The organism is Pseudarthrobacter sp. TRD_SC_9 (genome assembly GCF_055361265.1).
The window spans coordinates 2,850,277-2,876,580 of the sequence record NZ_CM143956.1 but is presented as its reverse complement, the minus strand read 5'-3'; the positions used below and the strand labels follow the sequence as shown (position 1 = coordinate 2,876,580).

The following is a 26,304-nucleotide window of genomic DNA, read 5'->3' as shown; positions in this document are numbered from 1 at the left end:
GCAAAGCCGCCCGGCATCACGGGCGGCTTTGCTGTTTAACTGCCGATTGATCCATCCCTGGTTTTCGTCGCGGCCGGGCGGGCAGAGGCTTAGGCTGGCAGGATGAGCAAGCGGACGGGCAGCCTGGACATCACCGCCGTGGCGGTTCCTCCCCTGCACATCGAACCAGGGGAGCCCGTCGGCACTCCGGCCGACGTGCCGCCGTCGGATGATTTCGTTGCTTGCCAGGCACTGCGCGAGGCGGTGGAGCTGGAGCGCTGGGGTGACCTGGACCGGTGTCCTACCCGCGCGGAGAGCCTGGTGCACTGGCAGGGCACGCCCTACGAGGATCGGCGGCTGTTCCTGGCGCGGATGGACGGTGAGCCTGCCGGGATGTGCTCGGTTGAGCTGCCGCTGCGGGAGAACACGGCGACGGCGGGAATCCAGGTGATCGTGGCGCGGGCCTTCCGCATGCAGGGGCTCGGAACAGCCCTGCTGGAGTTTGCCGAGCACGTGGCCATGCGGGAACGCCGTACTTCGCTGGACGGATATGTGGAGATCCCGGCCGGACTGCTCGACGGCGCCACTGACCTTTTGCCCGCGAATTCCGGCTCCGGGGCCCTGCCGCTGTCCGAGCCGGCCATTGCCTTTGCCTCGGCAGCCGGATATCAGCTGGAGCAGGTGGAACAGTCCAGCCGAGTGGACCTTGAGGAGATTGAACCGAGGCTGGCCGAGCAGGAAGCAGCCATCCTTCCGCAGGCGTCCGGATACGAACTGGTCTGGTGGCGTGGATCCTGTCCGAAGGAGCTGCTGGACGGATTTGCCGCACTCAAGCGTCGCATGAGCACTGACGTCCCTACTGCCGGCCTGGATTGGGAAGAGGAAGACTGGGACGCCGAACGGGTGCGGCGCGCAGAAAGGCAGCTTGCCCTCAGCGGGTATGAGTCGTTACTGACAGCCGCCAAGGACCCCGTCAGCGGGCAGCTTGTGGCCTACACCGAGCTGAATTGGCGGCCCGGCTCGAGGACGGCGTTCCAGCAGGACACCCTCGTCGTTTCCGGCCATCGGGGGCGCAACCTCGGGATGCGCGTCAAAATCGCGAACCTTCGCCGGGCCAATCGGGAATGGCAGGACGCGCGGCATGTCTTGACGTGGAACGCCGTGGAGAACCGGCATATGCTGGCGATTAACATCTCGCTTGGTTTCAGGCCCGCCGGGTATCAAGGTGAGTGGCAAAAACGGCTGAATTGAGTCCCATGGCAGATAACGTACGGATTGAGCAGCTTTGGATTCCTGACTCGCTGGAAGCGGAGGATGCGGTGGACTTCCTCGCCGCGATCGAGGTGGGGCGCAAGGTCAGGATGCAAACGTGGGGGAGCGATGACCTGGCCTATACCCCGCAGGAAAAAATGCTGGAGCTGGCGGACCCGTATGAGCGCCAGATCATTCTGATCGCGCGGGTGGACGGCGAAATCATCGGCACGGCGGACATTGCCTTACCCCTGACCGAGGACCTTGACGTAGCAGAGTTCACGCTGGATATCCTGCCTGAGTTCCAGCGCAGGGGAGTTGGCCGCCGCTTGCTGGAGGCCGCCGAGCACCTGGCCAGGAGCGCGGGCCGCAGCCGCATCCTGGTAGACACCAACCATCCGGGGGCCACCCTGGATGAGTTCTCACGCGGTCAGCTGGTACCCGAATCCGGGCAGGGATTTGTGCCCCTCGAAAGCCGCGAGGTGGACTTCGCACAACGCACCGGATATACCTTGGAGCACATTGAACAGTTCAGCTCCTGCCTGCTGCCATTGGATACCAAGCTCGTTGGGGACCTCACTACTGAGGCCGAGGAAGCCAATGCGGGAAGGTACCGGCTGCACCATTGGACGGACCGCTGCCCTGACGAGTGGCTGGAGGCTGTAGCACTCCTGGAAAACCAGGCCGGAGCGGACCTGGATGAGGACCTTCAAGGCGGCATGGAGCAGGGCTTGGTGTTCGACGGCGACATGTTGCGTGAGGCCGAAGACGTCACCATTGCCCAGGGCCGGCGTACGGTGGTCACCGCCGTTGAGGAGATCGCCAGCGGGGCGCTGGTGGGGCTGACAACAATAACCGTCCTGGCCCACCGCCCGGACATCGTCTTCCAGGACGACACCCTAGTACTGCAGGGGCACCGAGGCCACAAGCTGGGCCTGCTGATCAAGGTGGCCAACATGGTCCGCCTCACCGAACAGTTTCCGGATGCCCGGGTCATCTACACCTGGAACGCTCCCGAGAACAGGTACCTGCTGACAGTCAACCGGCAACTGGGCTTCACGACCGCCGGCGTCACCGGAACGTGGCTGAAGGAACTGCCTGACATGGGGTCCAGCAGCAGCTGAGGGCGGATTTGGTTGTAGCCGGGCTTGTCCCGTAAGCTTGAACTACCAAAGACCGTCGGTTGTTGGAAATCCACTCCCTGAAGATCAACTCACTTCTGCAGTTGCGCGCCAGGGAACCAGTGGGTCTCCGGACGAAGGCCCCTCAACGCAGGGCGGCCGGCGCAGGTGAACGAAGCAAAAACTCCGCAGGTTTGTTCTGCGTTGAGCCAAGCCCCGTGCATCTGCGCGGGGCGTTTTTAGTTTTAGCCCACTTGGGCGGGGACCTCCGAATACCGGCACTATTCCCGGAAGGAGGGTTATGGCAACGCCTACCAAGGTTTCAGCAGTAGCTGAGATCACTAACGATTTCAAGGAATCGAACGCCGCTGTCCTGACCGAATACCGTGGGCTCACCGTTGCACAGCTCAAGCAGCTGCGTGTTTCTCTCGGCCAGGACACCAAGTTCTCGGTCGTCAAGAACACCCTGACCGCAATTGCAGCCAAGGAAGCAGGCGTTGAAGCTTTCAACGACCAGCTCTCCGGCCCTACTGCAATTGCTTTCATCAAGGGTGACGCCGTTGCAGCTGCCAAGAGCCTGACGGATTTTGCCAAGACCAACAAGCAGCTGGTTATTAAGACCGGTTACTTCGAGGGCAAGGCACTGAACGCCAGCGAAGTTGTTGCCCTGGCAGCACTCGAGTCCCGCGAGCTGCAGCTCGCCAAGGTTGCAGGCATCCTCAAGGCTCCTGCTGCCGCCGCTGCACGCACTATTGATGCCCTGCGCCTCAAGCTTGAAGAAGAGAACGGTGCACCGGCAGCTGCCGAGGCTCCCGCCGCTGAAGAAGCCCCCGCAGAAGCTGAAGCTCCGGCTGAAGCTCCTGCAGCCGAAGAGAACTGATTTCTCTTCCACCCAACAGACTCTGGTGTGTGAGGCCCCAGGCCGCATGTCACCACTAAAGGAAGGACGCCAACCATGGCGAAGCTCACCAACGAAGAGCTCATTGAAGCTTTCAAGGAACTGACCATCATCGAGCTCTCTGAGTTCGTAAAGCTCTTCGAAGAGACCTTCGAAGTTACCGCTGCTGCTGTAGCTGTTGCTGGCCCCGCCGGCGGCGGCGCTGCAGAAGAGGTCGAAGAGAAGACCGAATTCGACGTCGTCCTCGAATCTGCCGGCGAAAAGAAGATCGCGGTTATCAAGGAAGTTCGTGCAATCACTTCCCTGGGCCTCAAGGAAGCCAAGGACGTTGTTGACAGCGCTCCCAAGGCCGTCCTCGAAGGCGTCACCAAGGAAGCTGCCGAGAAGGCCAAGGATCAGCTCGAAGCTGCAGGCGCCACCGTTACCGTCAAGTAACACACGCCTCCTGCTGCAAAGCAGGAAACCCCGTCCACTTCGGTGGGCGGGGTTTCCTGCTTTAAATCGCGCGGTGGCAGTGGAACGAAACCTCGGGGCTTAGCCGGGCTCGGAAATATCCGCGACGACCGCATTCAGTGCGGCGATCAAGGCGTCGGAGTCTACAAAAGCGCTCACGCCGTGTTCACCGGCGCCCATGGAAATCCGGTGCCCGGCCACGGCACTGTCCGCGTAAACCGGCCACGCCATGCGGCTGCCCAGCGGCGTGATGGTACCGCGTTCGTAGCCTGTAGCTTCGAACGCGGCATCAGCCGGCGGCAGGGACAGTTTGTTGACGCCCACCAGCGCCCGAAGTTTGGGCCACGAGATCTGCCGGTCACCCGGAATCAGGGCGAAGAGGAACGTGCCGTCCTTGTGCTTGACCACCAGGGACTTCACAATATCCGACGCCGGGATCCCCAGGATCTGCGCCGCTTCCGGCAGGCTGCGGGCGCCCTGTCGCTCCACCAGGTGCACTTCCAGGCCGAGCGCGCGTGCTCCGGCCAGGAACCTGTCCCGTCCGCCGGGGCCGGCGGCGGTTTCCGCTGAAGGCTGACCGGTCATGGGCACAGTCCCATCAGCGGCGTCGCACTGGCGGCGCCCACTAGTCGCGGTACAGCAGGAGGGCTTCGCCCTGGCCGCCGCCGCCACAGAGCGAAACTGCCGCCTTGCCCTGGCCACGCCGCTTCAACTCGAAGGCGGCATGCAGCGCAAGCCTGGCTCCTGACGCGCCAATTGGATGGCCAAGGGCAATGGCGCCGCCGTGGATATTGCATTTGTCCAGCGGCAGCTTCAGGTCCTGCAGCGACTGCACGGCCACGGAACCAAAGGCCTCATTGATCTCCACGAAATCCAGGTCCGCCGGAGTCCAGCCTGCCTTGTCCAGGGCGGCAAAGATGGCATTGGCCGGCTGGGAGTGCAGCGAGTTGTCAGGACCTGCAACCTGGCCTGGTTTACCCACTACAGCCAGGTACTCCAGTCCGTTTGCCTCGGCGTAGGCGCGGGATGTCAGCACAAGTGCGGAGGCGCCGTCGGAAAGCGGTGAAGAGTTGCCCGCCGTGATGGTGCCGTCGGTGGCAAAGGCCGCGCGCAGCCCTGCCAATGTGTCCACTGTGGTCTGGGGACGGATGCCCTCATCCGTAGCCACGAGGATGGGATCGCCCTTGCGCTGCTTGACGCTGATCGGCGTGATCTCTGCCGCGAGCACATCCGCGGCCGCCGCCGCGCGCTGGTGGGAGGCTGCTGCTACTTCGTCCTGCGACGTCCTGTTGATCCTGCGGGAAATGTTGCCGCTCTCGGTGGAGAGGCCCATGGACTGTCCGTCGAACGCGTCCGTCAGGCCATCATGGGCGGCCACATCCAAGGCCTGGATGGCGCCGTAGGTCCAGCCCTGGCGGGATCCGGGCAGCAGGTGGGGCGCCCTGGTCATGGATTCCTGGCCACCGGCCACCACAACCTGGGCATCGCCGCTGTGGATCAATCTGGCGGCGTCGATGACCGCCGTCAGACCGGACAGGCACACCTTGTTGATAGTGACGGCCGGGACGTCCCAACCGATTCCCGCACCGATTGAACTTTGCCGCGCAGGGTTCTGTCCGGCCCCTGCCTGCAGCACCTGGCCCATAATCACGGCGTCAACCTGCCCGGTGCTGATTCCGCCCGCCGCCAGGGCGCCCCTGATGGCGTGGGCCCCGAGTTCGACAGCGGTGAAGCCGGCGAGCTGGCCGTTCAACTTCCCCTGAGGGGTGCGGGCTGCTGAAACGATGACAACGTCAGTGTTGTCTACGGTGTTGGTCATGGCTATCTTCCGTCCGGAGTCAATGTAGGCCTAGGCTACCGTGGCCTTGAACGCCCTGCGCTGAAAACGCCCTGCATTCAAGGCCTCCTTATTAAACGTCCGGCACCCGGCTGTAATTCCTGCAAGGGCACAATTCCAAGTACTGCCGAGGGCGTCACCCTTCGCCTCCAGGGGAGCTGCGCAACAGGTGCTTGCAATACGCCGGGATGTGGGGTAGACAGGACGCGCAGCTTGCCGTATTGTGGATATTTGCGTCTTCCCTGTTTACCTTCAGCCTTCATATAGCGGTGGGCTTAGCCTGGCACCCGGTTAATTAACGCGCCGTCAACACGGCGTTGGACCGGAACCAGGTCTCCGGGTCATATAGCGGAACCGGAAAGGTAGCACTGCGGAGTCACTCCACAGGTGCACAACGGGGGAGATCTGAAAACGCCTGAAGGTCTGTGGAAGGATCCCTCTTGGTCGCCTCGAGCACCTCTAATAACGAAACCGCTAACACCGCCGACAGCACTGATGGTGCCACTCGTCGGCTCTCATTCGCAAAGATTCACGAACCTCTTGACGTTCCGAATCTCCTTGCCCTGCAGACGGACAGCTTTGACTGGCTGGTCGGCAACGAACGCTGGCAGGCACGCGTAGCGAAGGCCGTCGAAGAAAACGATCTCAGCGTCGCCACCACGTCCGGCCTGTCGGACATCTTCGAAGAGATCTCCCCGATCGAGGATTTCCAGGGCACCATGTCCCTGAGCTTCTCCGATCCGGAGTTCGCTGACCCGAAGTACACCATGGCTGAGTGCAAGGACCGGGACGCAACGTACTCGGCACCCCTGTACGTCAAGGCCGAGTTCATGAACAACAACACGGGCGAAATCAAGCAGCAGACCGTGTTCATGGGTGACTTCCCGCTGATGACCGAGAAGGGCACCTTCGTCGTCAACGGCACCGAGCGTGTCGTTGTCTCGCAGCTGGTCCGTTCGCCGGGCGCCTACTTCGAGCGCACCGCTGACAAGACCAGCGACAAGGACATCTTCACTGCCAAGATCATCCCGTCCCGCGGTGCATGGTTTGAACTCGAAATCGACAAGCGCGACCAGGTCGGCGTTCGCCTCGACCGCAAGCGCAAGCAGTCCGTCACGGTACTGCTGAAGGCCCTCGGCTGGACCGAAGGCCAGATCCTCGAGGAATTCGGCCAGTACGACTCCATGCGCGCCACGCTGGAGAAGGACGCCACAGAAACCCGCGAAGACGCCCTCCTTGACATCTACCGCAAGCTTCGTCCAGGCGAGCCGCCCACAGTTGAAGCCGCAGAAGCGCTGCTGCGCAACCTGTACTTCGAACCCAAGCGCTACGATCTGGCCAAGGTCGGCCGTTACAAGATCAACCGCAAGCTGGGCATCGACCGCTCCCTTGGTGACAAGGAAGCTTCGGTCCTGCACGTTGAAGACATCGTTGCGATGATCAAGTTCCTGGTAGCCCTGCACGCCGGCGAGAAGACCCTCACGGGTAAGCGCGACGGCCAGGACCACGAACTGCGCGTCGAAATCGATGACATCGACCACTTCGGCAACCGCCGCATCCGCGCCGTCGGCGAGCTCATCGAGAACCAGGTCCGCACCGGCCTGTCCCGTATGGAGCGCGTCGTCCGTGAGCGTATGACCACCCAGGACGTCGAAGCGATTACGCCGCAGACCCTGATCAACATCCGCCCCGTGGTTGCAGCGATCAAGGAATTCTTCGGAACCTCCCAGCTGTCACAGTTCATGGACCAGAACAACCCGCTGTCGGGTCTGACCCACAAGCGCCGCCTGTCGGCCCTTGGCCCGGGTGGTCTGTCCCGTGACCGCGCAGGCATGGAAGTCCGTGACGTTCACCCGTCCCACTACGGACGTATGTGCCCCATTGAAACCCCTGAAGGCCCGAACATCGGCCTGATCGGTTCCTTGGCCTCCTACGGCCGCATCAACCCGTTCGGCTTCATCGAGACCCCGTACCGGCTGGTCGCCGAAGGCGTTGTCTCCGACGAGGTCCAGTACCTCACGGCAGACGACGAAGCCGAAGTCCTCATCGCGCAGGCAAACGCCCCGCTCGACGAGAACAAGAGGTTCGCCGAAGAGACCGTGCTGGTCCGCGCCCGTGGTGGTGGGGGAGAGCCCGTGCTCGTCCCGGCTGCCGACGTCGAGTTCATGGACGTGTCCCCGCGCCAGATGGTGTCCGTGGCAACCGCCCTGATCCCGTTCCTCGAGCATGACGATGCAAACCGCGCACTCATGGGTGCCAACATGCAGCGCCAGGCCGTGCCGCTGGTCCGTTCCGAGGCCCCTGTTGTGGGAACCGGCATGGAACGCGCAGCAGCCGTCGACGCCGGTGACGTTGTCATCGCGAAGAAGGCAGGCGTTGTCACCGAGGTCTCCGCTGAGCTGGTCATCATGCTTAACGACGACGGCACGGAAACCAACTACCGCATCAACAAGTTCGCGCGCTCCAACCAGGGCAACTGCTACAACCACCGCGTACTGGTCAGCGAAGGCCAGCGCCTGGAGGTTGGCGGCATCATCGCTGACGGCCCGGCAACGGACCAGGGCGAGCTCGCCCTCGGGAAGAACCTGCTCGTGGCATTCATGTCATGGGAAGGTCACAACTTCGAGGACGCCATCATCCTCTCGCAGCGCATTGTTGCTGAGGACGTCCTTTCCTCCATCCACATTGAGGAGCACGAGATCGATGCCCGCGACACCAAGCTTGGTGCCGAGGAAATCACCCGTGACATCCCCAACGTGTCCGAGGAAGTCCTGGCGGGCCTGGACGAGCGCGGCATCATCCACATCGGTGCCGAGGTTGAAGCCGGCGACATCCTGGTTGGAAAGGTCACGCCCAAGGGCGAGACCGAGCTGACCCCGGAAGAGCGCCTGCTCCGTGCCATCTTCGGTGAGAAGTCCCGCGAAGTGCGCGACACCTCCCTGAAGGTTCCCCACGGCGAGTCGGGCACCGTCATCGGAGTCCGCGTCTTTGACCGCGACAACGACGACGAACTGCCGCCGGGCGTGAACCAGTTGGTCCGCGTCTACGTGGCCGCCAAGCGTAAGATCACCGACGGCGACAAGCTCGCCGGCCGTCACGGCAACAAGGGTGTTATCTCCAAGATCCTCCCGATCGAGGACATGCCCTTCCTTGCCGACGGTACCCCCGTTGATATCGTCCTGAACCCGCTGGGTGTTCCGGGCCGTATGAACGTCGGCCAGGTGCTGGAAACGCACCTCGGCTGGGTTGCCAAGACCGGTTGGAAGATCGAAGGCGAGCCTGAATGGATGAAGCAGCTGCCGAACCTGCCCCGCGAGTCCGGTCCCACCACGGTGGCCACCCCGGTCTTCGACGGTGCCCGCGAAGAGGAAATCACCGGTCTGCTCGACTCGACCAACGTGACCCGTGACGGCGATCGCCTGATCAACTCCTCCGGCAAGACCCGCCTGTTTGACGGCCGCTCCGGCGAGCCGTTCCCGGATCCGATCTCGGTCGGCTACATGTACATCCTGAAGCTCCACCACCTGGTGGACGACAAGATCCACGCGCGCTCCACCGGCCCGTACTCCATGATCACGCAGCAGCCGCTGGGTGGTAAGGCGCAGTTCGGTGGCCAGCGCTTCGGTGAAATGGAAGTGTGGGCGCTCGAAGCTTACGGCGCCGCCTACACGCTCCAGGAGCTCCTCACGATCAAGTCGGATGATATCCACGGTCGTGTGAAGGTCTACGAAGCAATCGTCAAGGGCGAGAACATCCCCGAGCCGGGCGTTCCTGAGTCCTTCAAGGTCTTGATCAAGGAAATGCAGTCGCTGTGCCTGAACGTGGAAGTACTTTCCACGGACGGAACCACAATTGAAATGCGTGACTCTGATGACGCAGTCTTCACGGCTGCGGAAGAACTGGGCATCGATCTGTCTCGTGCAGAGCCCAGTTCCGTAGAAGAGGTTTAGTAGAGCGTCCGGGAAAGGCAGACGGTGCCGCCGCGCTGCCTTTCCTGGGCCTCTCCCTCTTCCCGTAACCCAAGACTTCAGAATTTAGAGAACAAGAGAGAACAGGGACCATATGTCCAGCGAATCCTCCTTCGGCCTCATGCAGATCGGCCTCGCCACCGCGGAAGACATCCGTGGTTGGTCGTACGGCGAGGTTAAGAAGCCGGAAACCATCAACTACCGCACGCTCAAGCCCGAGAAGGACGGCCTCTTCTGCGAGAAGATCTTCGGCCCTTCCCGTGACTGGGAATGCTACTGCGGTAAGTACAAGCGCGTCCGCTTCAAGGGCATCATCTGTGAGCGTTGTGGCGTTGAAGTCACCCGCGCCAAGGTACGCCGCGAGCGGATGGGCCACATCGAGCTTGCCGCTCCCGTTACCCACATCTGGTACTTCAAGGGTGTTCCGTCCCGTCTGGGCTACCTCCTTGACCTGGCACCGAAGGACCTCGAAAAGGTCATTTACTTCGCCGCCTACATGATTACCAGTGTTGACGCTGATGCCCGCCACGAAGAACTGCCCAACCTCCAGGTTGAGCACGACATCGAGAAGAAGCAGCTGATCGACAACCGCGACTCCGACATCGCCACGATTGCCCGTGACCTCGAAAACGAGATCGCGCGCCTCGAGGGTGAAGGAGCCAAGGCTGCCGACAAGAAGAAGGCCCGCGACTCCGCCGACCGCCAGATGGCGAACGTGCGTAAGCGTGCTGACGCCGAAATCGAGCGCCTCGAGCAGGTCTGGGACCGCTTCAAGAACCTCAAGGTCGCCGACCTTGAAGGTGACGAAGGCCTGTACCGCGAACTGCGCGACCGCTACGGCATGTACTTCGAAGGCTCCATGGGTGCCGAAGCCATCAAGAAGCGTCTTGAGAACTTCGACATGCAGGCCGAGTCGGACCTGCTCCGCGACATCATCGCCAACGGCAAGGGCCAGCGTAAGACCCGTGCCCTCAAGCGCCTGAAGGTGGTCAACGCGTTCCTGACCACCAACAACAGCCCGCTTGGCATGGTTCTTGACGCCGTCCCGGTGATCCCGCCGGAACTGCGCCCCATGGTCCAGCTGGATGGTGGCCGCTTCGCGACCTCCGACCTCAACGACCTCTACCGTCGTGTGATCAACCGCAACAACCGGCTCAAGCGCCTGCTTGACCTCGGTGCCCCGGAGATCATTGTCAACAATGAGAAGCGCATGCTTCAGGAAGCTGTTGACAGCCTCTTCGACAACGGCCGTCGCGGCCGCCCGGTCACCGGGCCTGGCAACCGTCCGCTGAAGTCCCTGAGCGACATGCTCAAGGGCAAGCAGGGCCGGTTCCGCCAGAACCTCCTCGGCAAGCGCGTTGACTACTCCGGCCGTTCGGTTATCGTCGTCGGCCCGCAGCTGAAGCTGCACCAGTGTGGCCTGCCCAAGCAGATGGCACTGGAGCTCTTCAAGCCGTTCGTGATGAAGCGCCTGGTCGACCTCAACCACGCCCAGAACATCAAGTCGGCAAAGCGTATGGTCGAGCGTTACCGTCCGCAGGTCTGGGACGTGCTGGAAGAGATCATCACCGAACACCCGGTGCTGCTCAACCGTGCACCTACCCTGCACCGCCTTGGTATCCAGGCATTCGAGCCGCAGCTTGTTGAAGGTAAGGCAATCCAGCTCCACCCGCTGGTTTGTGGCGCCTTCAACGCCGACTTCGACGGCGACCAGATGGCAGTCCACTTGCCGCTGAGCCCGGAGGCCCAGGCCGAGGCACGCATCCTGATGCTTTCCTCGAACAACATCCTGAAGCCTTCTGACGGCCGTCCGGTTACCCTGCCTTCGCAGGATATGATCATCGGCCTCTACCACCTGACCACCAAGCGTGTTGGTTCGGCTGGTGAAGGCCGCGTGTTCGGTTCTGTCGCGGAAGCCATCATGGCCTACGACCTGCACGAGCTGCACCTGAACTCCAAGGTCAAGATCCGGCTTGAGGGCTTCGTGCCCTACGCCGGCTGGGAAGCTCCGGAAGGCTGGGAGCCGGGTCAGACCACACTGGTCGAGACCTCTCTCGGGCAGGTTCTGTTCAACCAGACGTTGCCTGAGGACTACCCTTGGGTTGAGAACGTTGCTGACAAGGGCGAACTGTCCACGATCGTCAACGACCTCGCCGAGCGCTACCCGAAGGTGGTCACGGCGGCAACGCTGGACAACCTGAAGGATGCAGGTTTCTACTGGGCAACCCGCTCCGGCGTGACCGTGGCCATCTCTGACATTGAGGTGCCCAAGGACAAGCCGAGGATCCTCGCCGGTTACGAAACCATGGCAGCCAAGATCCAGGGCCAGTACGACAAGGGCCTGATCGACGACGACGAGCGTCGCCAGGAACTGATCGAGATTTGGAACAAGGCAACCAACGAAATCGCCCAGGCGATGCGTGACAGCCTGTCCCCGATGAACACCATTAACCGCATGGTGTCCTCGGGTGCACGTGGTAACTGGATGCAGGTCCGTCAGATCGCGGGTATCCGTGGCTTGGTGGCTAACCCTAAGGGTGAGATCATCCCGCGTCCCATCAAGTCCTCCTACCGCGAGGGCCTGTCGGTGCTGGAATACTTCATCGCCACCCACGGTGCACGTAAGGGCCTGGCCGATACCGCGCTGCGTACCGCCAACTCGGGTTACCTGACCCGTCGTCTGGTGGACGTCTCGCAGGACGTCATCGTTCGTGAAGAGGACTGCGGCACCGAGCGTGGCCTGGTCACGCCGATCGCCATCGCAGACTCCAACGGCGAGCTTGTCCTGGACGAGAACGTCGAGAACAGTGCCTATGCACGTACCCTGGCTGTCGACGTCGTTGATGCCAAGGGCAACGTACTGGCAGCTGCCGGAACCGACTGCGGCGACGTCGTCATTGACCAGCTGTTCGCAGCCGGCATCACCGAAGTCAAGGTCCGCTCTGTCCTCACCTGTGAGTCCAGCGTCGGCACCTGCGCACTGTGCTACGGCCGCTCCCTGGCCACGGGTAAGACCGTGGACATCGGCGAGGCCGTGGGCATCATTGCCGCGCAGTCGATCGGTGAGCCCGGTACCCAGCTGACCATGCGTACGTTCCACACCGGTGGTGCTGTTTCCGCCAGCGGTGGCGACGACATCACCCAGGGTCTGCCTCGTATCCAGGAGCTCTTCGAAGCCCGTACCCCGAAGGGTGTCGCCCCGATTGCAGAAGCAGCCGGCCGCATCACCATCGAGGAGACGGAACGCCAGATGCGTCTGGTGATCACGCCCGACGACGGCTCCGAAGAGATTGCCTACCCGGTCCTGCGCCGTTCACGCCTCCTCATTGAGGATGGCGAGCACGTCAGTGTCGGCCAGAAGCTGATCAACGGTCCGGTCGATCCCAAGCAGGTGCTGCGCATCATGGGTCCCCGGGCCGCGCAGAAGTTCCTGGTTGACGAGGTCCAGGGCGTGTACCGCAGCCAGGGCATCGGTATCCACGACAAGCACGTCGAGGTTATCGTCCGCCAGATGCTGCGCCGCGTCACGGTCATCGAATCCGGTGAATCGGATCTGCTGCCCGGCGAGCTCGCCGAGCGCAGCCGCTTCGAGGACGCCAACCGCCGCGTTGTATCCGAGGGCAAGACGCCGGCTTCCGGCCGTCCGGAGCTCATGGGTATCACCAAGGCGTCGCTGGCGACCGAGTCCTGGCTGTCTGCAGCTTCCTTCCAGGAGACCACCCGCGTCCTGACGCAGGCGGCCATGGAAGGCAAGAGCGATCCGCTGCTCGGCCTCAAGGAGAACGTCATCATCGGTAAGCTGATCCCGGCCGGCACGGGTCTCCCGCGCTACACCGAGGTCACCGTTGAGCCCACTGAGGAAGCAAAGGCCAATCTTTTCACCGGCCCCAGCGCCTTCAGCGACTTCTCCTACGACACGCTGGGCGGCGAGGGAGCTCCTGAGTTCCACGCCATCCCGCTTGACGATTACGATCTCGGCAACGATTTCCGCTAATCGCGGGGAGGGCGGGCCCTTTCGTGTCGCGTTCCGCGCCACGTAGAGGAACCCGGCCGCCCTAACCTTAGAAAGGCCCCGTTTCCCACTGCTGCAGTATGGCGGTGGGGGACGGGGCCTTTCGTATACACCCGATTAAGGTCCGCGAGCAAGCCGTGCTAGAATTTTGGTAATTGTTCTGTGTGGCAGTGGATGAAGGCCGCCGCAGCATCATTTTGGTTTTGTTCTCATGATGCTGGGCGTGAGCTTGTTTCCGGGTTGCGGGTTAGGTGCGCAACGAATGCCACACTTTTGCACGCCCATGCACTTGCTCCAACCCCCATGGCTGCAGGAACAACGCCAAAACCAGTGCAGCGACGGCCGACGCCTGACTGCTCCGGTAGAGATCAAACCAACGGAGAACACGAGAGTGCCTACGATTAACCAGCTGGTCCGCAAGGGCCGCACGCCTAAGGTCTCCAAGACCAAGGCTCCAGCCCTTAAGGGCAGCCCGATGCGCCGCGGTGTTTGCACCCGCGTTTACACCACCACCCCGAAGAAGCCGAACTCGGCACTCCGTAAGGTCGCACGTGTGCGCCTCAACGGTGGCGTTGAAGTGACCGCTTACATCCCCGGTGTGGGACACAACCTGCAGGAGCACTCCATTGTGCTCGTCCGCGGTGGTCGCGTTAAGGACCTCCCCGGTGTGCGCTACAAGATCGTCCGTGGCGCCCTTGATACCCAGGGTGTGAAGAACCGTAAGCAGGCACGCAGCCGCTACGGCGCAAAGATGGAGAAGAAGTAATATGCCTCGCAAGGGTCCGGCCCCGAAGCGGCCGCTAGTAGTAGATCCCGTTTACGGCTCCCCCCTGGTCACACAGTTGATCAACAAGGTGCTGGTCGACGGCAAGAAGTCCACCGCCGAGCGCATCGTTTACGGTGCCCTTGAAGGTGCACGCGCAAAGTCCGGCGGCGACCCCGTCGCAGCCCTCAAGAAGGCCATGGAGAACGTCAAGCCTTCGCTTGAGGTCCGCTCCCGCCGTGTTGGTGGCGCCACATACCAGGTTCCGGTTGAGGTCAAGCCCGGCCGCTCCACTGCCCTCGCACTGCGTTGGCTGGTCGGCTACTCCAAGGCCCGCCGTGAAAAGACGATGACCGAGCGCCTCCAGAACGAAATCCTGGATGCCTCAAACGGTCTCGGTGCCGCTGTGAAGCGTCGCGAAGACACCCACAAGATGGCCGAGTCCAACAAGGCCTTCGCACACTACCGCTGGTAATACTTCCGTGCGCCGCCGGCTTCTGCCGGCGGCGGACGCGTAGTTCATCCGAAAGGGAGACCCCGTGGCACAGGACGTGCTTACCGACCTCAGCAAGGTCCGCAACATCGGCATCATGGCCCACATTGATGCCGGCAAGACCACTACTACCGAGCGCATCCTGTTCTACACGGGTGTGAACCACAAGATTGGTGAGACGCACGACGGCGCCTCCACCACTGACTGGATGGAACAGGAAAAGGAACGCGGCATTACGATCACGTCTGCCGCCGTGACCTGCTTCTGGGAAAACAACCAGATCAACATCATCGACACCCCCGGCCACGTTGACTTCACCGTCGAGGTTGAGCGCTCCCTGCGCGTCCTCGACGGCGCCGTTGCCGTGTTCGATGGCAAGGAAGGCGTTGAGCCCCAGTCTGAGACCGTATGGCGCCAGGCTGACAAGTACAACGTCCCCCGCATCTGCTTCGTCAACAAGATGGACAAGCTGGGCGCTGACTTCTACTTCACCGTAGACACCATCATCAGCCGCCTGGGTGCCAAGCCGCTGGTCATGCAGCTTCCGATCGGTTCCGAAAACGACTTCATTGGCGTTGTGGACCTGCTCGAAATGCGCGCACTGGTCTGGCCTGGCGATGCCAAGGGTGACGTCACCATGGGCGCCAAGTACGAAGTTCAGGAAATTCCGGCTGATCTTCAGGCGAAGGCCGACGAATACCGTGCCGCCCTGGTGGAGACGGTTGCAGAAGCTTCCGAAGAGCTCATGGAGAAGTACCTCGAAGGTGAAGAACTCACCGTTGAGGAACTGAAGGCCGGCATCCGCAAGATGACGATCAACTCCGAGCTGTACCCGATCTTCTGTGGTTCGGCGTTCAAGAACCGTGGCGTGCAGCCCATGCTGGATGCCGTCGTCGATTACCTGCCGAACCCGCTCGACGTCCCCCCGATGATCGGTCACGATCCTCGCGACGAAGAGAAGGAGCTTACCCGTAAGCCTTCTTCCGAAGAGCCGTTCTCAGCACTGGCGTTCAAGATCGCCGCGCACCCCTTCTTCGGCCAGCTCACTTTCATCCGCGTGTACTCCGGTCACGTGGAAGCAGGCGCACAGGTGGTCAACTCCACCAAGGGCAAGAAGGAGCGCATCGGCAAGCTGTTCCAGATGCACGCCAACAAGGAAATGCCTGTTGATGGTGCTACCGCAGGCCACATCTACGCAGCCATCGGCCTGAAAGACACCACCACGGGTGACACCCTGTGTGATTCGGCCAACCAGATCGTTCTTGAGTCCATGAGCTTCCCGGAGCCCGTGATCTCGGTTGCCATCGAGCCGAACACCAAGGGTGACCAGGAGAAGCTCTCCACGGCCATCCAGAAGCTCTCCGCTGAGGACCCGACCTTCCAGGTCTCCCTCAACGAAGACACCGGCCAGACCATCATCGCCGGCATGGGCGAGCTCCACCTGGACATCCTGGTGGACCGCATGCGCCGGGAATTCAAGGTCGAGGCAAACGTCGGCAAGCCGCAGGTTGCGTACCGCGAAACCATCAAGCGCGCTGTCGAACGCCACGACTACACCCACAAGAAGCAGACAGGTGGTTCGGGTCAGTTCGCAAAGATCCAGATCGCCATCGAGCCGATGGACACCGCCGAAGGCGAGCTGTACGCGTTCGAGAACAAGGTCACTGGTGGCCGCGTTCCCCGCGAGTACATTCCTTCCGTTGACGCTGGTATCCAGGATGCGCTGAACGATGGCGTCCTGGCCGGTTACCCGGTTGTCGGTATCAAGGCGACGCTGATTGACGGCGCTTACCACGATGTTGACTCTTCGGAAATGGCGTTCAAGATCGCCGGCCGTATGGCTTTCAAGGAAGCCGCACGCAAGGCGAACCCTGTTCTGCTTGAACCGCTCATGGATGTTGAGGTCCGCACCCCTGAGGAATACATGGGTGAGGTTATCGGTGACCTGAACTCCCGTCGTGGCCAGATGCAGTCCATGGAAGATGCACAGGGTGTCAAGGTCATCCGTGCGCACGTCCCGCTGTCCGGCATGTTCGGCTACATTGGCGACCTGCGTTCGAAGACCCAGGGCCGTGCTGTTTACTCCATGACCTTCAACAGCTATGCCGAGGTCCCGAAGGCCGTTGCCGACGAGATCATCCAGAAGACCCGCGGCGAGTAGTCTTCGGACTTACGCAGCAAACTTGGGTGCGTTTCCGGTTATAGGAAGCTCACCTGGTGCAGATGGCCGGGCCCCGGCCATCTGCACGAACAGGCTCGAGGCACTAGTATTAGTTCCTGAATCTGCAATTTCACCAATCCAAAGCCCCCCAAGTAGACTTACCTGAGTTTCTGCCGCGATAAGCGCGGTTGAAGGGTAAGTCATTTGAAAACGTTCTAGGAGGAACCTGTGGCAAAGGCAAAGTTCGAGCGGACTAAGCCGCACGTTAACATCGGCACCATTGGTCACGTTGACCACGGTAAGACGACGTTGACGGCCGCCATTTCCAAGGTGCTGTACGACAAGTACCCGACTCTCAACGAGAAGCGTGACTTCGCGTCGATCGACTCTGCTCCCGAAGAGCGTCAGCGCGGCATTACCATCAACATCTCCCACGTTGAGTACCAGACCGAGAAGCGCCACTACGCACACGTAGACGCCCCGGGTCACGCTGACTACATCAAGAACATGATCACCGGTGCTGCACAGATGGACGGTGCAATCCTCGTGGTTGCCGCCACTGACGGCCCGATGGCACAGACCCGCGAGCACGTTCTGCTCGCCCGCCAGGTTGGTGTTCCCTACCTGCTGGTCGCGCTGAACAAGGCCGACATGGTTGATGACGAAGAACTGCTGGACCTCGTTGAAATGGAAGTCCGTGAGCTCCTGAGCTCACAGGGCTTCGATGGTGACGAAGCACCCGTCGTTCGCGTTTCCGGCCTGAAGGCTCTGGAAGGCGATCCCGAGTGGGTCAAGTCCGTCGAGGACCTGATGGCTGCCGTAGATGAGTCCGTTCCGGACCCCATCCGCGACCGCGACAAGCCCTTCCTCATGCCGATCGAAGATGTTTTCACCATCACCGGCCGTGGCACCGTTGTTACGGGCCGCGCCGAGCGTGGAACCCTCGCCATCAACTCCGAGGTTGAGATCGTCGGCATCCGCCCGGTCCAGAAGACCACGGTCACTGGTATCGAGATGTTCCACAAGCAGCTCGACGAAGCATGGGCCGGCGAGAACTGTGGCCTCCTGCTCCGCGGTCTGAAGCGTGATGACGTAGAGCGCGGCCAGGTTGTCGTCAAGCCGGGTTCCATCACCCCGCACACCGACTTCGAGGCTAACGTCTACATCCTCTCCAAGGACGAAGGCGGACGTCACAACCCGTTCTACTCCAACTACCGCCCGCAGTTCTACTTCCGCACGACGGACGTTACCGGCGTTATCACCCTGCCTGAGGGCACGGAAATGGTTATGCCCGGCGACAACACTGAGATGACCGTTGCGCTCATCCAGCCCATCGCAATGGAAGAGGGCCTCGGCTTCGCTATCCGCGAAGGCGGCCGCACCGTTGGTTCAGGACGAGTCACCAAGATCAACAAGTAGCATCTGCTGCTTGGGATGACCCGGACGGCGACGGCCGTGGTCTTCCATCGCAACCCCGCTGCATACGCAGCGGGGTTGCTTTTTACTATATTTATCCATTGAATGGATTTAACTACCCCGTCCCTAATTTCTCGACACGGACAGGTCCTCAACCAACGGAAGGCTCTGCCATGAACGATGCCTCGTACGAAGCCGGCTATCGAGCGGGGCACCTGCAGGGTTGGCGTGATGCGCTGACCAAGGTCGAACAGGATGCTATGGAACGTTCGACGCCGGCAGGCGGACCGCCGGAGTACGTAGCGGTGCAAGCGACTGGAACCCAGCTGCCACAACACCTGCACCCGGCTGCGGCGCATCCGTCCGTTCCGGTGGGGTCCAACCCTCGGTTCGCTCCCCAGCTCCCAGCCGCCTCAGCACCTTTTGCCTCGTCAGAACCCACGGCCCCTACCGCGCGGCCGGTCATTGCAACGGCGTCGAAGCCGGCCTTCCCAGGCCGGACCCCCGCTGAGATGCGCGCGCGCAAGGAGAAGCCTGACCGGCAGAACATCAACATCATCTTGTACGTGGCGAGCCTGTTGCTGGTGGCAGCCGCCACCTTGTTCATCGGAACCAGCCTGCCGCCCGGCCTTCGCTTTGCCGGGGTATGTGCAGTAACTGCCGCGTTCTATGGTGCTGGGATGGTGCTCCACGCCCGTTCGCCACAGCTCCGGCCGGCCGCCGTCGCGTTCGCCGGGACCGGGCTCGCGTTGGTGCCAATCGTGGGCCTGGCCATGTATAATTTTGCCCTCCCCAACGGCCCCGTTGCGTGGTTGCTGACCTCGCTGCTGGGTGTGGTTGCCTACATGGCGGCCGCGGTCAGGCTCAACAGCATGGTGTTGGTCTATCTATCGCTGACGTTCGTGATCTCTACTGCCGTATCCGGCGTCTCGGTGCTTGGCGGGGCCTTGGTCTGGCATTTCACCGGGTTGATCGGGGTTGCCGTGTTGCTCACGCTGCTTTCCCTCCGCCGGCCCGGCTGGATCCCGCCGCTGTACATCAGGCCGCTTCGGGACGTCCATCCCTACCTTGTGCCGGCCGTCGCGGGGATTGCCACAGTAGCTCCGCAGCTGGGTGCGGCCGAACATTCCCTGGTCATGGCCATGGCCACTGCGTACTTTACGGTGATGGCCGTCGCCGATGCCAAGCGCCGGACCGCCTATTTCTACGGTGCCCGTGTGACCCTCACGATTGGTGCCGTCAGTCTTGGCTGGCACCTGGGCAGCGGGTTCCAGGACGGTTTCCTGCTGGCTGCCATGGTGCTTGCGGGCCAGGCGATCTTCGTTGCCGTTGGCCGCGAAAGCCTGCAACGCTGGATGCCTGCGCGCCCGGCTGCACCGCAGTCCGGAACGGCGGCCGCCCGATGGCGCACGGATGCGATGGTGACCTTCGGCCTGGAGCTACTGCTTACCGTTGCCTTCGGCATCTCCTTCTGGTTCGTCAATCTGCCCCTGATTGATCAGCCGGACGCCGTAACTCCGCTGCTTGTACCCGTTGTGGCGGCACTGCTCACGGCCATGGTGATTGCCTTCCTGCTAGGCGGCCCGACAGAAGGAGCGCCGCCCGCCGCCATCGCTGCCGCACTCGTGCTTTCCGGGGAACTGGACCGCTGGTTTGTCGCCGGGATGTTCATCACTGTTGCCATCTTCTGGGGAGTCCGCACAATCTATGCGGTGGAAACAGCACGCAGCCGGCTGGTCCTGGCCGCCCGATGGGCCGGCACCGCCGCGGTGCCGTTCGTGGTTCTGGCTGCGGTGGGTCCCCGCCCGGAGCAGGCTTCGCACGCACTGCTGGCCTTGGTTTTAGCAGTGGTGTGCCAGCAACTGGCCACCGCAGTAATGGTCCGTTTCCAGGTTCCGGCCGCCGCTCCGGCCGGTTCTTTGGCATGGTTCACCGGGGCCGGACTCTTCGCCTTTGCGGCTCTCACAACCATGGACCGCAGCGACGGGCAGGGCTTCACCGTAGTGAGTGGCCTGGCCTTGCTGGCTGCGACCCTGGTGTCAGCGTTCCTGCTTCTCATCCACATTCAAAGCGGTATGGAATCCCCGGCAAAGGCTGTCGGCCGGTTATGGCAGCTTCCCGAGGTACTGCCCTTCGTGGCCGCGGGCGTCACGGTGCCGTTGTTGTTCCTCGAGGCAGGCCGCGGCACAGGCAACTCTGCCCTTGCCATGGTGCTGGCTTACTTCGTGGCGTGCGGGGCGAAGGTCAAGCTCCCCGAGCACCGGGCGGCTTACTGGCTGTTGTCCAGGGCCGCCGGGACCGGCTTGGCGCTGTCCCTCTTCCTGCAGTGGAATGCCGGCAGCGGTCCATGGGTTATCGGCGGCCAACCCGTAGGGGCAGCCGCGGTGCTGGTGCTGGTCCTTGCCGTGCAGCTGGTATTCCCGCTTGCCGCGGAACTGCGGACGGGGGCCCCGTCATGGGTGGCTGCTGATGTGGGGGCGTTCCTGGCTCTCCAGCTTATTGCGGCAGCCTCGGTTGTTTTAGCACAGCCGGGTCAGATCCAGCTGCTCAGCGTTGTGGCAGCAGTCTCGCTCAGCTCGGCAGTTTCAGGATATGTTCTTCGCGGCAGGCCTGCGGCCATCTGGTTTGCGCCAGCCACCTTCCTTGTACTACTGGTTACGCTGTGGGGAGACTTGGCCGGTACCGAGACGGTGCTGGCCGTATTTGCCGCCTTCAGTGCGGTGATGGTTGTGGCGGCTGCATCCCGCAAGGCCAAGGGAAGCTACTTCGTTGCCGCCAGGGTGCTCACCGCCGCCCTGACCGTGGTACTGAGTTATGACATCGCGGCTTCCGCTACGGTGGTGACGCTCACGCTCGCCGCCGTGCTCGCCGCCCAGCACGTTATCCGATGGCTGATGCGCCGCCGGCTTGCCGACGTTCCGTTCCAGCAGGCGGCAGTCTGGATCACGCTGGCAGGCCAGGCACTGTTGCCGCTGGGCTATCTGCTGCAGCCATTCGGCGGCAACACCATGGAAGCCGACGGCGGCCGATGGGTGCTGTTCGTATCGCTGGGTCTCCTGGCAGTTTCGGCAATCGTGGCCAGGAAACTGTTCAGTGCGCTTGGCGCCTCCTACTTTGTGCCGTATTCAGTGCTGTTCGGCGTCCTGATGCTCGGGCCGGTCAATGCCATGGGTCAGCTGCGCGGGGTCTTTGGTCAGGAGTTGCTGGACAGCAGGGGAGTGGCCGCCTTGCTGATGGCGTTGGCCCTGGCCACAACAGGATCAGGTATTGTCCGGCGGCATCACAATGCAGCCGGGCCGGAACACTGGCTGTGGGCGGTCAGTGCAACTACCTTCAGCGCTGTTGCGGTCCTGGGGGCATGGGCAACTGCTGACCCGGTAGAGGACTGGCTCGCCGGAATTGCGTTGCTGGTCCTTGCTCTTGTGTTGTTCGCAGTGTCCTGGGTGGAAGCACTTCCCTGGGCCTGCCCGCCCGCAGCCGCTCTGGTCCTGCCCGGCGCCTATGTCCTCGCCGCCGGAGCTGCTGCGGGGAACGCCCTGGATCTCGGCCGTCCATGGGACGGCTACTTTCCCTGGCTCGCCGGGATAGTTCCGGCAGCCGTGGTCCTGTATCTGATAAGACTTCTCCTCCGTCCCTGGTTGACCCATCAGGACGTAGCTCGGTGGAGCCTTGCCGTCACTGCTGGCGCCGGGTTTGCGTTCGCAGCCCTGATGGGCCTGCAGGACGACGGCACCGCCTGGGTCGGTGCCGTGCTGGTGCTGGTCACTGCCGCCATCGCTCAAACTGAGGCGCCACAGGCGCATCGACGGGCTGTGCTGGAACTGGGCGCACTCGCCGTTACGATCTCCGTGCAGCGGGCGGCCCTGCTGCCGCTGACCGGTCCCGGCCCGTGGCCTGACTTTTTCTGGCTCTTGCAGTGGTACGTGATCCTGGCCGCTGTGCTGGGCTCCCTTCGCTTCGTCAGCGGGCAGGACCTGGCAGGCAGGCTGATCCTGGGAACCGGTGCCGGCTTGTTGACCCTGAGCGGGGTGCTGGTGATCTTCGGCGGGACTGGAGGCCAGCAGCTGTGGATGCTGGCTGCCATGGCGGTACTGATGTTGGGCGGCTTCCTCCTGGGAGAGCGGACCTTCGTCTGGTGGGGAGCGGCCGGCGTGGCGTTGTGCGTAATGTGGGCGATGCGGGAGTACACCTTTGCGCTCCTGGCGCTGATCGCCGTCGGACTTATTGCCTTTGCGCTCTGGCGCCTGAACCGCAGCAAACCCGGGACCTGACATGCCGCCGTCGAACAGCAACTTCCGCGGGGACGGGCAATACGGCAACTGATAGGCTGGCACCCGACGAAGGGACTCACCATGACCTGGCTTATATTCCTCCTGGTGGCGGTGGCCGTTGTGGCCGGCGTCTTCTGGGTACGCAAGCACTTCAGCCGTGAGATCGACCGCGCCAAGCGCATCAACCGGTCAAACCGGAAAGAGTAGTCACTCCACACGCTCTACCGAGCCTCCTGCAGGACCTTCAGGCAGGTCCTGCAGGCATCCGCAAAGCCGGGATTCGCTTCTGCCGATAATATCCGGCATACTAGATGAGTTGTTCAAGCGCTTCTTCGCGTCCCGATCCGGATAATGCCGGGTGTCAGGGTCCAAGTTGAAGACCAAACATAACCCAAACCCCTGGAATGCGGATTTGTATGCGTGGAAATCGCGACACGCCCGACCGCGGGGGTCGGTTACGTCGGCAGGTTGAGGAACCCGGATTCTTCCGGATTCAGCTTGTGCGGCGGGTGGTAGTCCAGACTTCAAATGCTTCGGCAGCCACATGCAACATGCAAGTAAACAGGGCAGCCCTATTCAGGGGAAGCAAAGACTGAAAGAGAGTCAGGCGACATGGCGGGACAAAAAATCCGCATCCGGCTGAAGTCATATGACCACGAGGTCATTGATGTTTCAGCGCGGAAGATCGTTGAGACGGTCACGCGCGCAGGCGCAACGGTAGTTGGCCCCGTGCCGCTGCCTACGGAGAAGAACATTTACTGTGTTATCCGCTCTCCGCACAAGTACAAGGACAGCCGCGAGCACTTTGAAATGCGCACGCACAAGCGTCTTATCGACATCATCGATCCCACGCCCAAGGCCGTCGACTCGCTTATGCGCCTCGACCTGCCGGCCGACGTGAACATCGAAATCAAGCTGTAGGGAGGTGCTGAGAGACTATGACCGCAACCCGTAACGTAAAGGGCCTGCTGGGCACGAAGCTCGGCATGACCCAGGTCTGGGACGAGAACAACAAGCTCATCCCCGTCACTGTGGTCCAGGCAGATTCGAACGTCATCACCCAGCTGCGTAACGCAGAGGTAGATGGCTACGTCGCTGTTCAGATCGGCTACGGCCAGATCGATCCCCGCAAGGTCACCAAGCCGCTGGCTGGTCACTTTGAAAAGGCAGGCGTCACGCCTCGCCGTCACGTCGTCGAAATCCGTACCGCAGATGCTGCTGAGTACGCGCTTGGCCAGGAGCTCTCGGTAGAGGTCTTCGAAGCCGGCCAGAAGATCGACGTCATTGGCACCTCCAAGGGCAAGGGCTTCGCCGGTGTTATGAAGCGTCACGGCTTCCACGGCGTTGGAGCTTCCCACGGTGCCCACAAGAACCACCGTAAGCCCGGTTCAATCGGTGGCGCATCCACCCCGAGCCGCGTCTTCAAGGGCATGAAAATGGCCGGCCGCATGGGCGCCGTTCGTCACACCACCATGAACCTCACGGTTCACGCGGTTGACGTCGAGAAGTCGCTGCTCCTTATCAAGGGTGCCGTTCCCGGCGCCCGCGGCCAGGTCGTCCTCGTACGCACTGCCGTGAAGGGAGCCTAGTTCAATGGCTAACACTGTCCAGGTAGACCTGCCTGCAGAGATCTTCGACGTTCAGACCAACGTGCCCCTGCTGCACCAGGTCGTCGTTGCACAGCTCGCTGCTGCCCGTCAGGGTACCCACAAGACCAAGACCCGCGCTGAAGTTTCCGGTGCAGGCCGCAAGCCGTTCAAGCAGAAGGGCACCGGCCGCGCCCGTCAGGGTTCAATCCGTGCTCCTCACATGACCGGTGGTGGCATCGTCCACGGCCCGACTCCTCGTGACTACAGCCAGCGGACCCCCAAGAAGATGATTGCTGCTGCACTGCGCGGCGCACTCTCTGACCGTGCCCGTAACGGCCGCATCCACGTCGTTGCTGACCTGGTAGAAGGCACCAAGCCCTCTTCCAAGGCAGCACTGGCTACGCTGCGCGGCGTCTCGGACCGCAAGAACCTGTTGGTCGTCATCGAGCGCTCCAACGATGTTGCTGCACTGTCCGTGCGCAACCTCGAGGCAGTTCACGTTCTGTATGTAGATCAGCTGAACACCTACGACGTACTCGTGTCCGATGACGTCGTCTTCACCAAGGCTGCTTACGAGGCATTCGTTGCCGCGAAGGCTGCAAACAATGAGGAGGATGCCAAGTGAGTGCAGCCACCATCAAAGATCCTCGCGACGTTGTGCTTGCACCCGTCGTTTCGGAAAAAAGCTACGGCCTGATCGATGAGGGCAAGTACACCTTCCTGGTGGACCCCCGCTCGAACAAGACCGAGATCAAGCTGGCCGTGGAGAAGATTTTCTCCGTCAAGGTCGAATCGATCAACACCATCAACCGTGCCGGTAAGCGCAAGCGGACCAAATTCGGATGGGGTCAGCGCAAGAACACCAAGCGTGCGATTGTCTCCCTCAAAGAAGGCACTATCGACATCTTCGGCGGTCCGCTCGCGTAGCGGAGACCACTTTAACGAGGAAATAAATTATGGGAATCCGTAAATACAAGCCGACTACACCGGGCCGTCGTGGCTCGAGCGTAGCGGACTTCACTGAAATCACGCGTTCGACGCCGGAAAAGTCGTTGGTTCGTCCCCTCCCGAAAAAGGGTGGACGTAACAACTCCGGCAAGATCACGACCCGTCACAAGGGTGGTGGGCACAAGCGCCAGTACCGTCTGATCGACTTCCGTCGTCACGACAAGGACGGCGTCAACGCCCGCGTTGCCGAAATCGAGTACGACCCGAACCGTACGGCTCGCATCGCGCTCCTGCACTACGTTGATGGCACCAAGCGTTACATCATCGCCCCGAACAAGCTCTCACAGGGCGACTTCGTTGAGGCCGGCGCCAATGCCGACATCAAGCCGGGCAACAACCTGCCGCTGCGCAACATCCCCGTGGGTACTGTTATCCACGCTGTTGAGCTGCGTCCAGGTGGCGGTGCCAAGATGGCACGCTCCGCCGGTGCGTCTGTTCAGCTTGTCGCCAAGGAAGGCCGTTTCGCCCAGCTGCGTCTGCCCTCCGGCGAAATCCGCAACGTTGATGTGCGCTGCCGCGCAACCATCGGCGAGGTCGGTAACGCCGAGCAGTCGAACATCAACTGGGGCAAGGCCGGCCGTATGCGCTGGAAGGGTGTCCGTCCGACGGTCCGTGGTGTAGCCATGAACCCGGTCGACCACCCGCACGGTGGTGGCGAGGGTAAGACGTCCGGTGGACGTCACCCCGTCAACCCCAACGGTAAGCGCGAAGGTCGCACCCGCCGTCCCAACAAAGAGAGCGACAAGCTTATTGTTCGTCGCCGTCGTACTGGCAAGAACAAGCGATAGGAGCCTGGACACATGCCACGCAGCCTGAAAAAAGGTCCTTTCGTTGACCAGCACCTCTTTGTAAAGGTCGCCAGGGAAAACGATAAGGGCACTAAGAACGTCATTAAGACCTGGTCCCGCCGGTCGATGATCATCCCCGACATGCTCGGGCACACGATCGCCGTACACGACGGACGCAAGCACATTCCGGTGTTTGTCACTGAGTCGATGGTCGGGCACAAGCTCGGCGAATTCGCTCCTACGCGGACATTCCGCGGCCATGTCAAGGACGACCGTAAGGGCAAGCGCCGCTAGGC

20 protein-coding genes are annotated in these 26,304 nt (G+C 62.0%); 18 read left to right on the top strand and 2 right to left on the bottom strand.

Annotated features, from left to right (window positions below; translation table 11 throughout):
• The first annotated feature begins 102 nt into the window (after window positions 1-102).
• From ACWA13_RS13360 to rplL, 4 genes are all read left to right on the top strand, one after another.
• Window positions 103-1,230 (top strand): GNAT family N-acetyltransferase, encoded by a 1,128-nt coding sequence (locus tag ACWA13_RS13360; protein ID WP_463934669.1) that lies wholly within the window; start codon window positions 103-105, stop codon window positions 1,228-1,230.
• A gap of 5 nt (window positions 1,231-1,235) precedes the next feature.
• Entirely contained in the window at window positions 1,236-2,354 is a 1,119-nt protein-coding gene (locus tag ACWA13_RS13355; protein ID WP_463934668.1) for a GNAT family N-acetyltransferase, read from the top strand.
• Between the two features lie 298 nt (window positions 2,355-2,652).
• Window positions 2,653-3,231: a 50S ribosomal protein L10 gene (gene rplJ, locus ACWA13_RS13350; RefSeq protein ID WP_463934667.1), complete on the top strand. Its 579-nt coding sequence runs from the start codon at window positions 2,653-2,655 to the stop codon at window positions 3,229-3,231.
• A gap of 75 nt (window positions 3,232-3,306) precedes the next feature.
• Window positions 3,307-3,684, top strand: a complete 378-nt coding sequence (gene rplL / locus ACWA13_RS13345; RefSeq protein WP_463934666.1) for a 50S ribosomal protein L7/L12 — start codon at window positions 3,307-3,309, stop codon at window positions 3,682-3,684.
• Window positions 3,685-3,783: 99 nt separating this feature from the next.
• Here rplL and ACWA13_RS13340 read toward each other — a convergent pair whose 3' ends face one another.
• A complete protein-coding gene (locus tag ACWA13_RS13340) occupies window positions 3,784-4,287 on the bottom strand; it encodes an aminoacyl-tRNA deacylase (RefSeq protein WP_463934665.1) in 504 nt (167 codons plus the stop codon).
• Window positions 4,288-4,327: 40 nt separating this feature from the next.
• A complete protein-coding gene (locus ACWA13_RS13335) occupies window positions 4,328-5,521 on the bottom strand; it encodes an acetyl-CoA C-acetyltransferase (RefSeq protein WP_463934664.1) in 1,194 nt (397 codons plus the stop codon).
• Between the two features lie 458 nt (window positions 5,522-5,979).
• Here ACWA13_RS13335 and rpoB point away from each other — a divergent pair, with 458 nt between their 5' ends.
• The 14 genes from rpoB (at window position 5,980) to rpsS (ending at window position 26,302) form a co-directional block, all read left to right on the top strand.
• The gene (gene rpoB, locus ACWA13_RS13330; RefSeq protein ID WP_463934663.1) at window positions 5,980-9,489 is read left to right on the top strand and encodes a DNA-directed RNA polymerase subunit beta; all 3,510 of its coding nucleotides are present in this window, start codon (window positions 5,980-5,982) and stop codon (window positions 9,487-9,489) included.
• Between the two features lie 112 nt (window positions 9,490-9,601).
• Entirely contained in the window at window positions 9,602-13,501 is a 3,900-nt protein-coding gene (locus ACWA13_RS13325) for a DNA-directed RNA polymerase subunit beta' (protein WP_463934662.1), read from the top strand.
• A gap of 409 nt (window positions 13,502-13,910) precedes the next feature.
• Window positions 13,911-14,285: a 30S ribosomal protein S12 gene (gene rpsL / locus ACWA13_RS13320; protein ID WP_009358312.1), complete on the top strand. Its 375-nt coding sequence runs from the start codon at window positions 13,911-13,913 to the stop codon at window positions 14,283-14,285.
• 1 nt (window position 14,286) lies between these two features.
• Entirely contained in the window at window positions 14,287-14,757 is a 471-nt protein-coding gene (rpsG, locus tag ACWA13_RS13315; RefSeq protein WP_056543994.1) for a 30S ribosomal protein S7, read from the top strand.
• Between the two features lie 64 nt (window positions 14,758-14,821).
• On the top strand, window positions 14,822-16,936 hold the full coding sequence (gene fusA / locus ACWA13_RS13310; RefSeq protein ID WP_463934661.1) for an elongation factor G: 2,115 nt from the start codon (window positions 14,822-14,824) through the stop codon (window positions 16,934-16,936).
• A 228-nt stretch (window positions 16,937-17,164) separates the two neighbouring features.
• Window positions 17,165-18,355 (top strand): elongation factor Tu, encoded by a 1,191-nt coding sequence (gene tuf, locus ACWA13_RS13305; RefSeq protein ID WP_463934660.1) that lies wholly within the window; start codon window positions 17,165-17,167, stop codon window positions 18,353-18,355.
• Between the two features lie 170 nt (window positions 18,356-18,525).
• Entirely contained in the window at window positions 18,526-22,623 is a 4,098-nt protein-coding gene (locus ACWA13_RS13300; protein ID WP_463934659.1) for a hypothetical protein, read from the top strand.
• Between the two features lie 81 nt (window positions 22,624-22,704).
• Window positions 22,705-22,830, top strand: a complete 126-nt coding sequence (locus ACWA13_RS13295) for a hypothetical protein (RefSeq protein WP_463934658.1) — start codon at window positions 22,705-22,707, stop codon at window positions 22,828-22,830.
• Window positions 22,831-23,235: 405 nt separating this feature from the next.
• A complete protein-coding gene (gene rpsJ, locus ACWA13_RS13290) occupies window positions 23,236-23,544 on the top strand; it encodes a 30S ribosomal protein S10 (RefSeq protein WP_038464699.1) in 309 nt (102 codons plus the stop codon).
• A gap of 17 nt (window positions 23,545-23,561) precedes the next feature.
• Window positions 23,562-24,212 carry a 50S ribosomal protein L3 gene (gene rplC, locus ACWA13_RS13285; protein WP_330187432.1) on the top strand — a complete coding sequence of 217 codons (651 nt, stop codon included), beginning with the start codon at window positions 23,562-23,564 and terminating at the stop codon, window positions 24,210-24,212.
• A 4-nt stretch (window positions 24,213-24,216) separates the two neighbouring features.
• Window positions 24,217-24,837: a 50S ribosomal protein L4 gene (gene rplD, locus ACWA13_RS13280; RefSeq protein WP_463934657.1), complete on the top strand. Its 621-nt coding sequence runs from the start codon at window positions 24,217-24,219 to the stop codon at window positions 24,835-24,837.
• Window positions 24,834-25,139, top strand: coding sequence for a 50S ribosomal protein L23 (gene rplW / locus ACWA13_RS13275; protein WP_463934656.1), 306 nt, complete (start codon window positions 24,834-24,836; stop codon window positions 25,137-25,139). Before rplD ends, rplW begins: the two co-directional genes overlap by 4 nt.
• Before the next feature lie 29 nt (window positions 25,140-25,168).
• Window positions 25,169-26,008 (top strand): 50S ribosomal protein L2, encoded by an 840-nt coding sequence (rplB, locus tag ACWA13_RS13270; protein WP_463934655.1) that lies wholly within the window; start codon window positions 25,169-25,171, stop codon window positions 26,006-26,008.
• Window positions 26,009-26,020: 12 nt separating this feature from the next.
• On the top strand, window positions 26,021-26,302 hold the full coding sequence (gene rpsS, locus ACWA13_RS13265; RefSeq protein WP_011775591.1) for a 30S ribosomal protein S19: 282 nt from the start codon (window positions 26,021-26,023) through the stop codon (window positions 26,300-26,302).
• Window positions 26,303-26,304 lie beyond the last annotated feature (2 nt).

Bases quoted from the DNA above. Each gene is read 5' to 3' on its own strand.
- ACWA13_RS13360 (WP_463934669.1), top strand. From the start codon at position 103: ATGAGCAAGCGGACGGGCAGCCTGGACATCACCGCCGTGGCGGTTCCT.
- ACWA13_RS13355 (WP_463934668.1), top strand. From the start codon at position 1,236: ATGGCAGATAACGTACGGATTGAGCAGCTTTGGATTCCTGACTCGCTG.
- rplJ (WP_463934667.1), top strand. From the start codon at position 2,653: ATGGCAACGCCTACCAAGGTTTCAGCAGTAGCTGAGATCACTAACGAT.
- rplL (WP_463934666.1), top strand. From the start codon at position 3,307: ATGGCGAAGCTCACCAACGAAGAGCTCATTGAAGCTTTCAAGGAACTG.
- ACWA13_RS13340 (WP_463934665.1), bottom strand. From the start codon at position 4,287: ATGACCGGTCAGCCTTCAGCGGAAACCGCCGCCGGCCCCGGCGGACGG.
- ACWA13_RS13335 (WP_463934664.1), bottom strand. From the start codon at position 5,521: ATGACCAACACCGTAGACAACACTGACGTTGTCATCGTTTCAGCAGCC.
- ACWA13_RS13325 (WP_463934662.1), top strand. From the start codon at position 9,602: ATGTCCAGCGAATCCTCCTTCGGCCTCATGCAGATCGGCCTCGCCACC.
- rpsG (WP_056543994.1), top strand. From the start codon at position 14,287: ATGCCTCGCAAGGGTCCGGCCCCGAAGCGGCCGCTAGTAGTAGATCCC.
- ACWA13_RS13300 (WP_463934659.1), top strand. From the start codon at position 18,526: ATGAACGATGCCTCGTACGAAGCCGGCTATCGAGCGGGGCACCTGCAG.
- ACWA13_RS13295 (WP_463934658.1), top strand. From the start codon at position 22,705: ATGACCTGGCTTATATTCCTCCTGGTGGCGGTGGCCGTTGTGGCCGGC.
- rpsJ (WP_038464699.1), top strand. From the start codon at position 23,236: ATGGCGGGACAAAAAATCCGCATCCGGCTGAAGTCATATGACCACGAG.
- rplC (WP_330187432.1), top strand. From the start codon at position 23,562: ATGACCGCAACCCGTAACGTAAAGGGCCTGCTGGGCACGAAGCTCGGC.
- rplD (WP_463934657.1), top strand. From the start codon at position 24,217: ATGGCTAACACTGTCCAGGTAGACCTGCCTGCAGAGATCTTCGACGTT.
- rplB (WP_463934655.1), top strand. From the start codon at position 25,169: ATGGGAATCCGTAAATACAAGCCGACTACACCGGGCCGTCGTGGCTCG.
- rpsS (WP_011775591.1), top strand. From the start codon at position 26,021: ATGCCACGCAGCCTGAAAAAAGGTCCTTTCGTTGACCAGCACCTCTTT.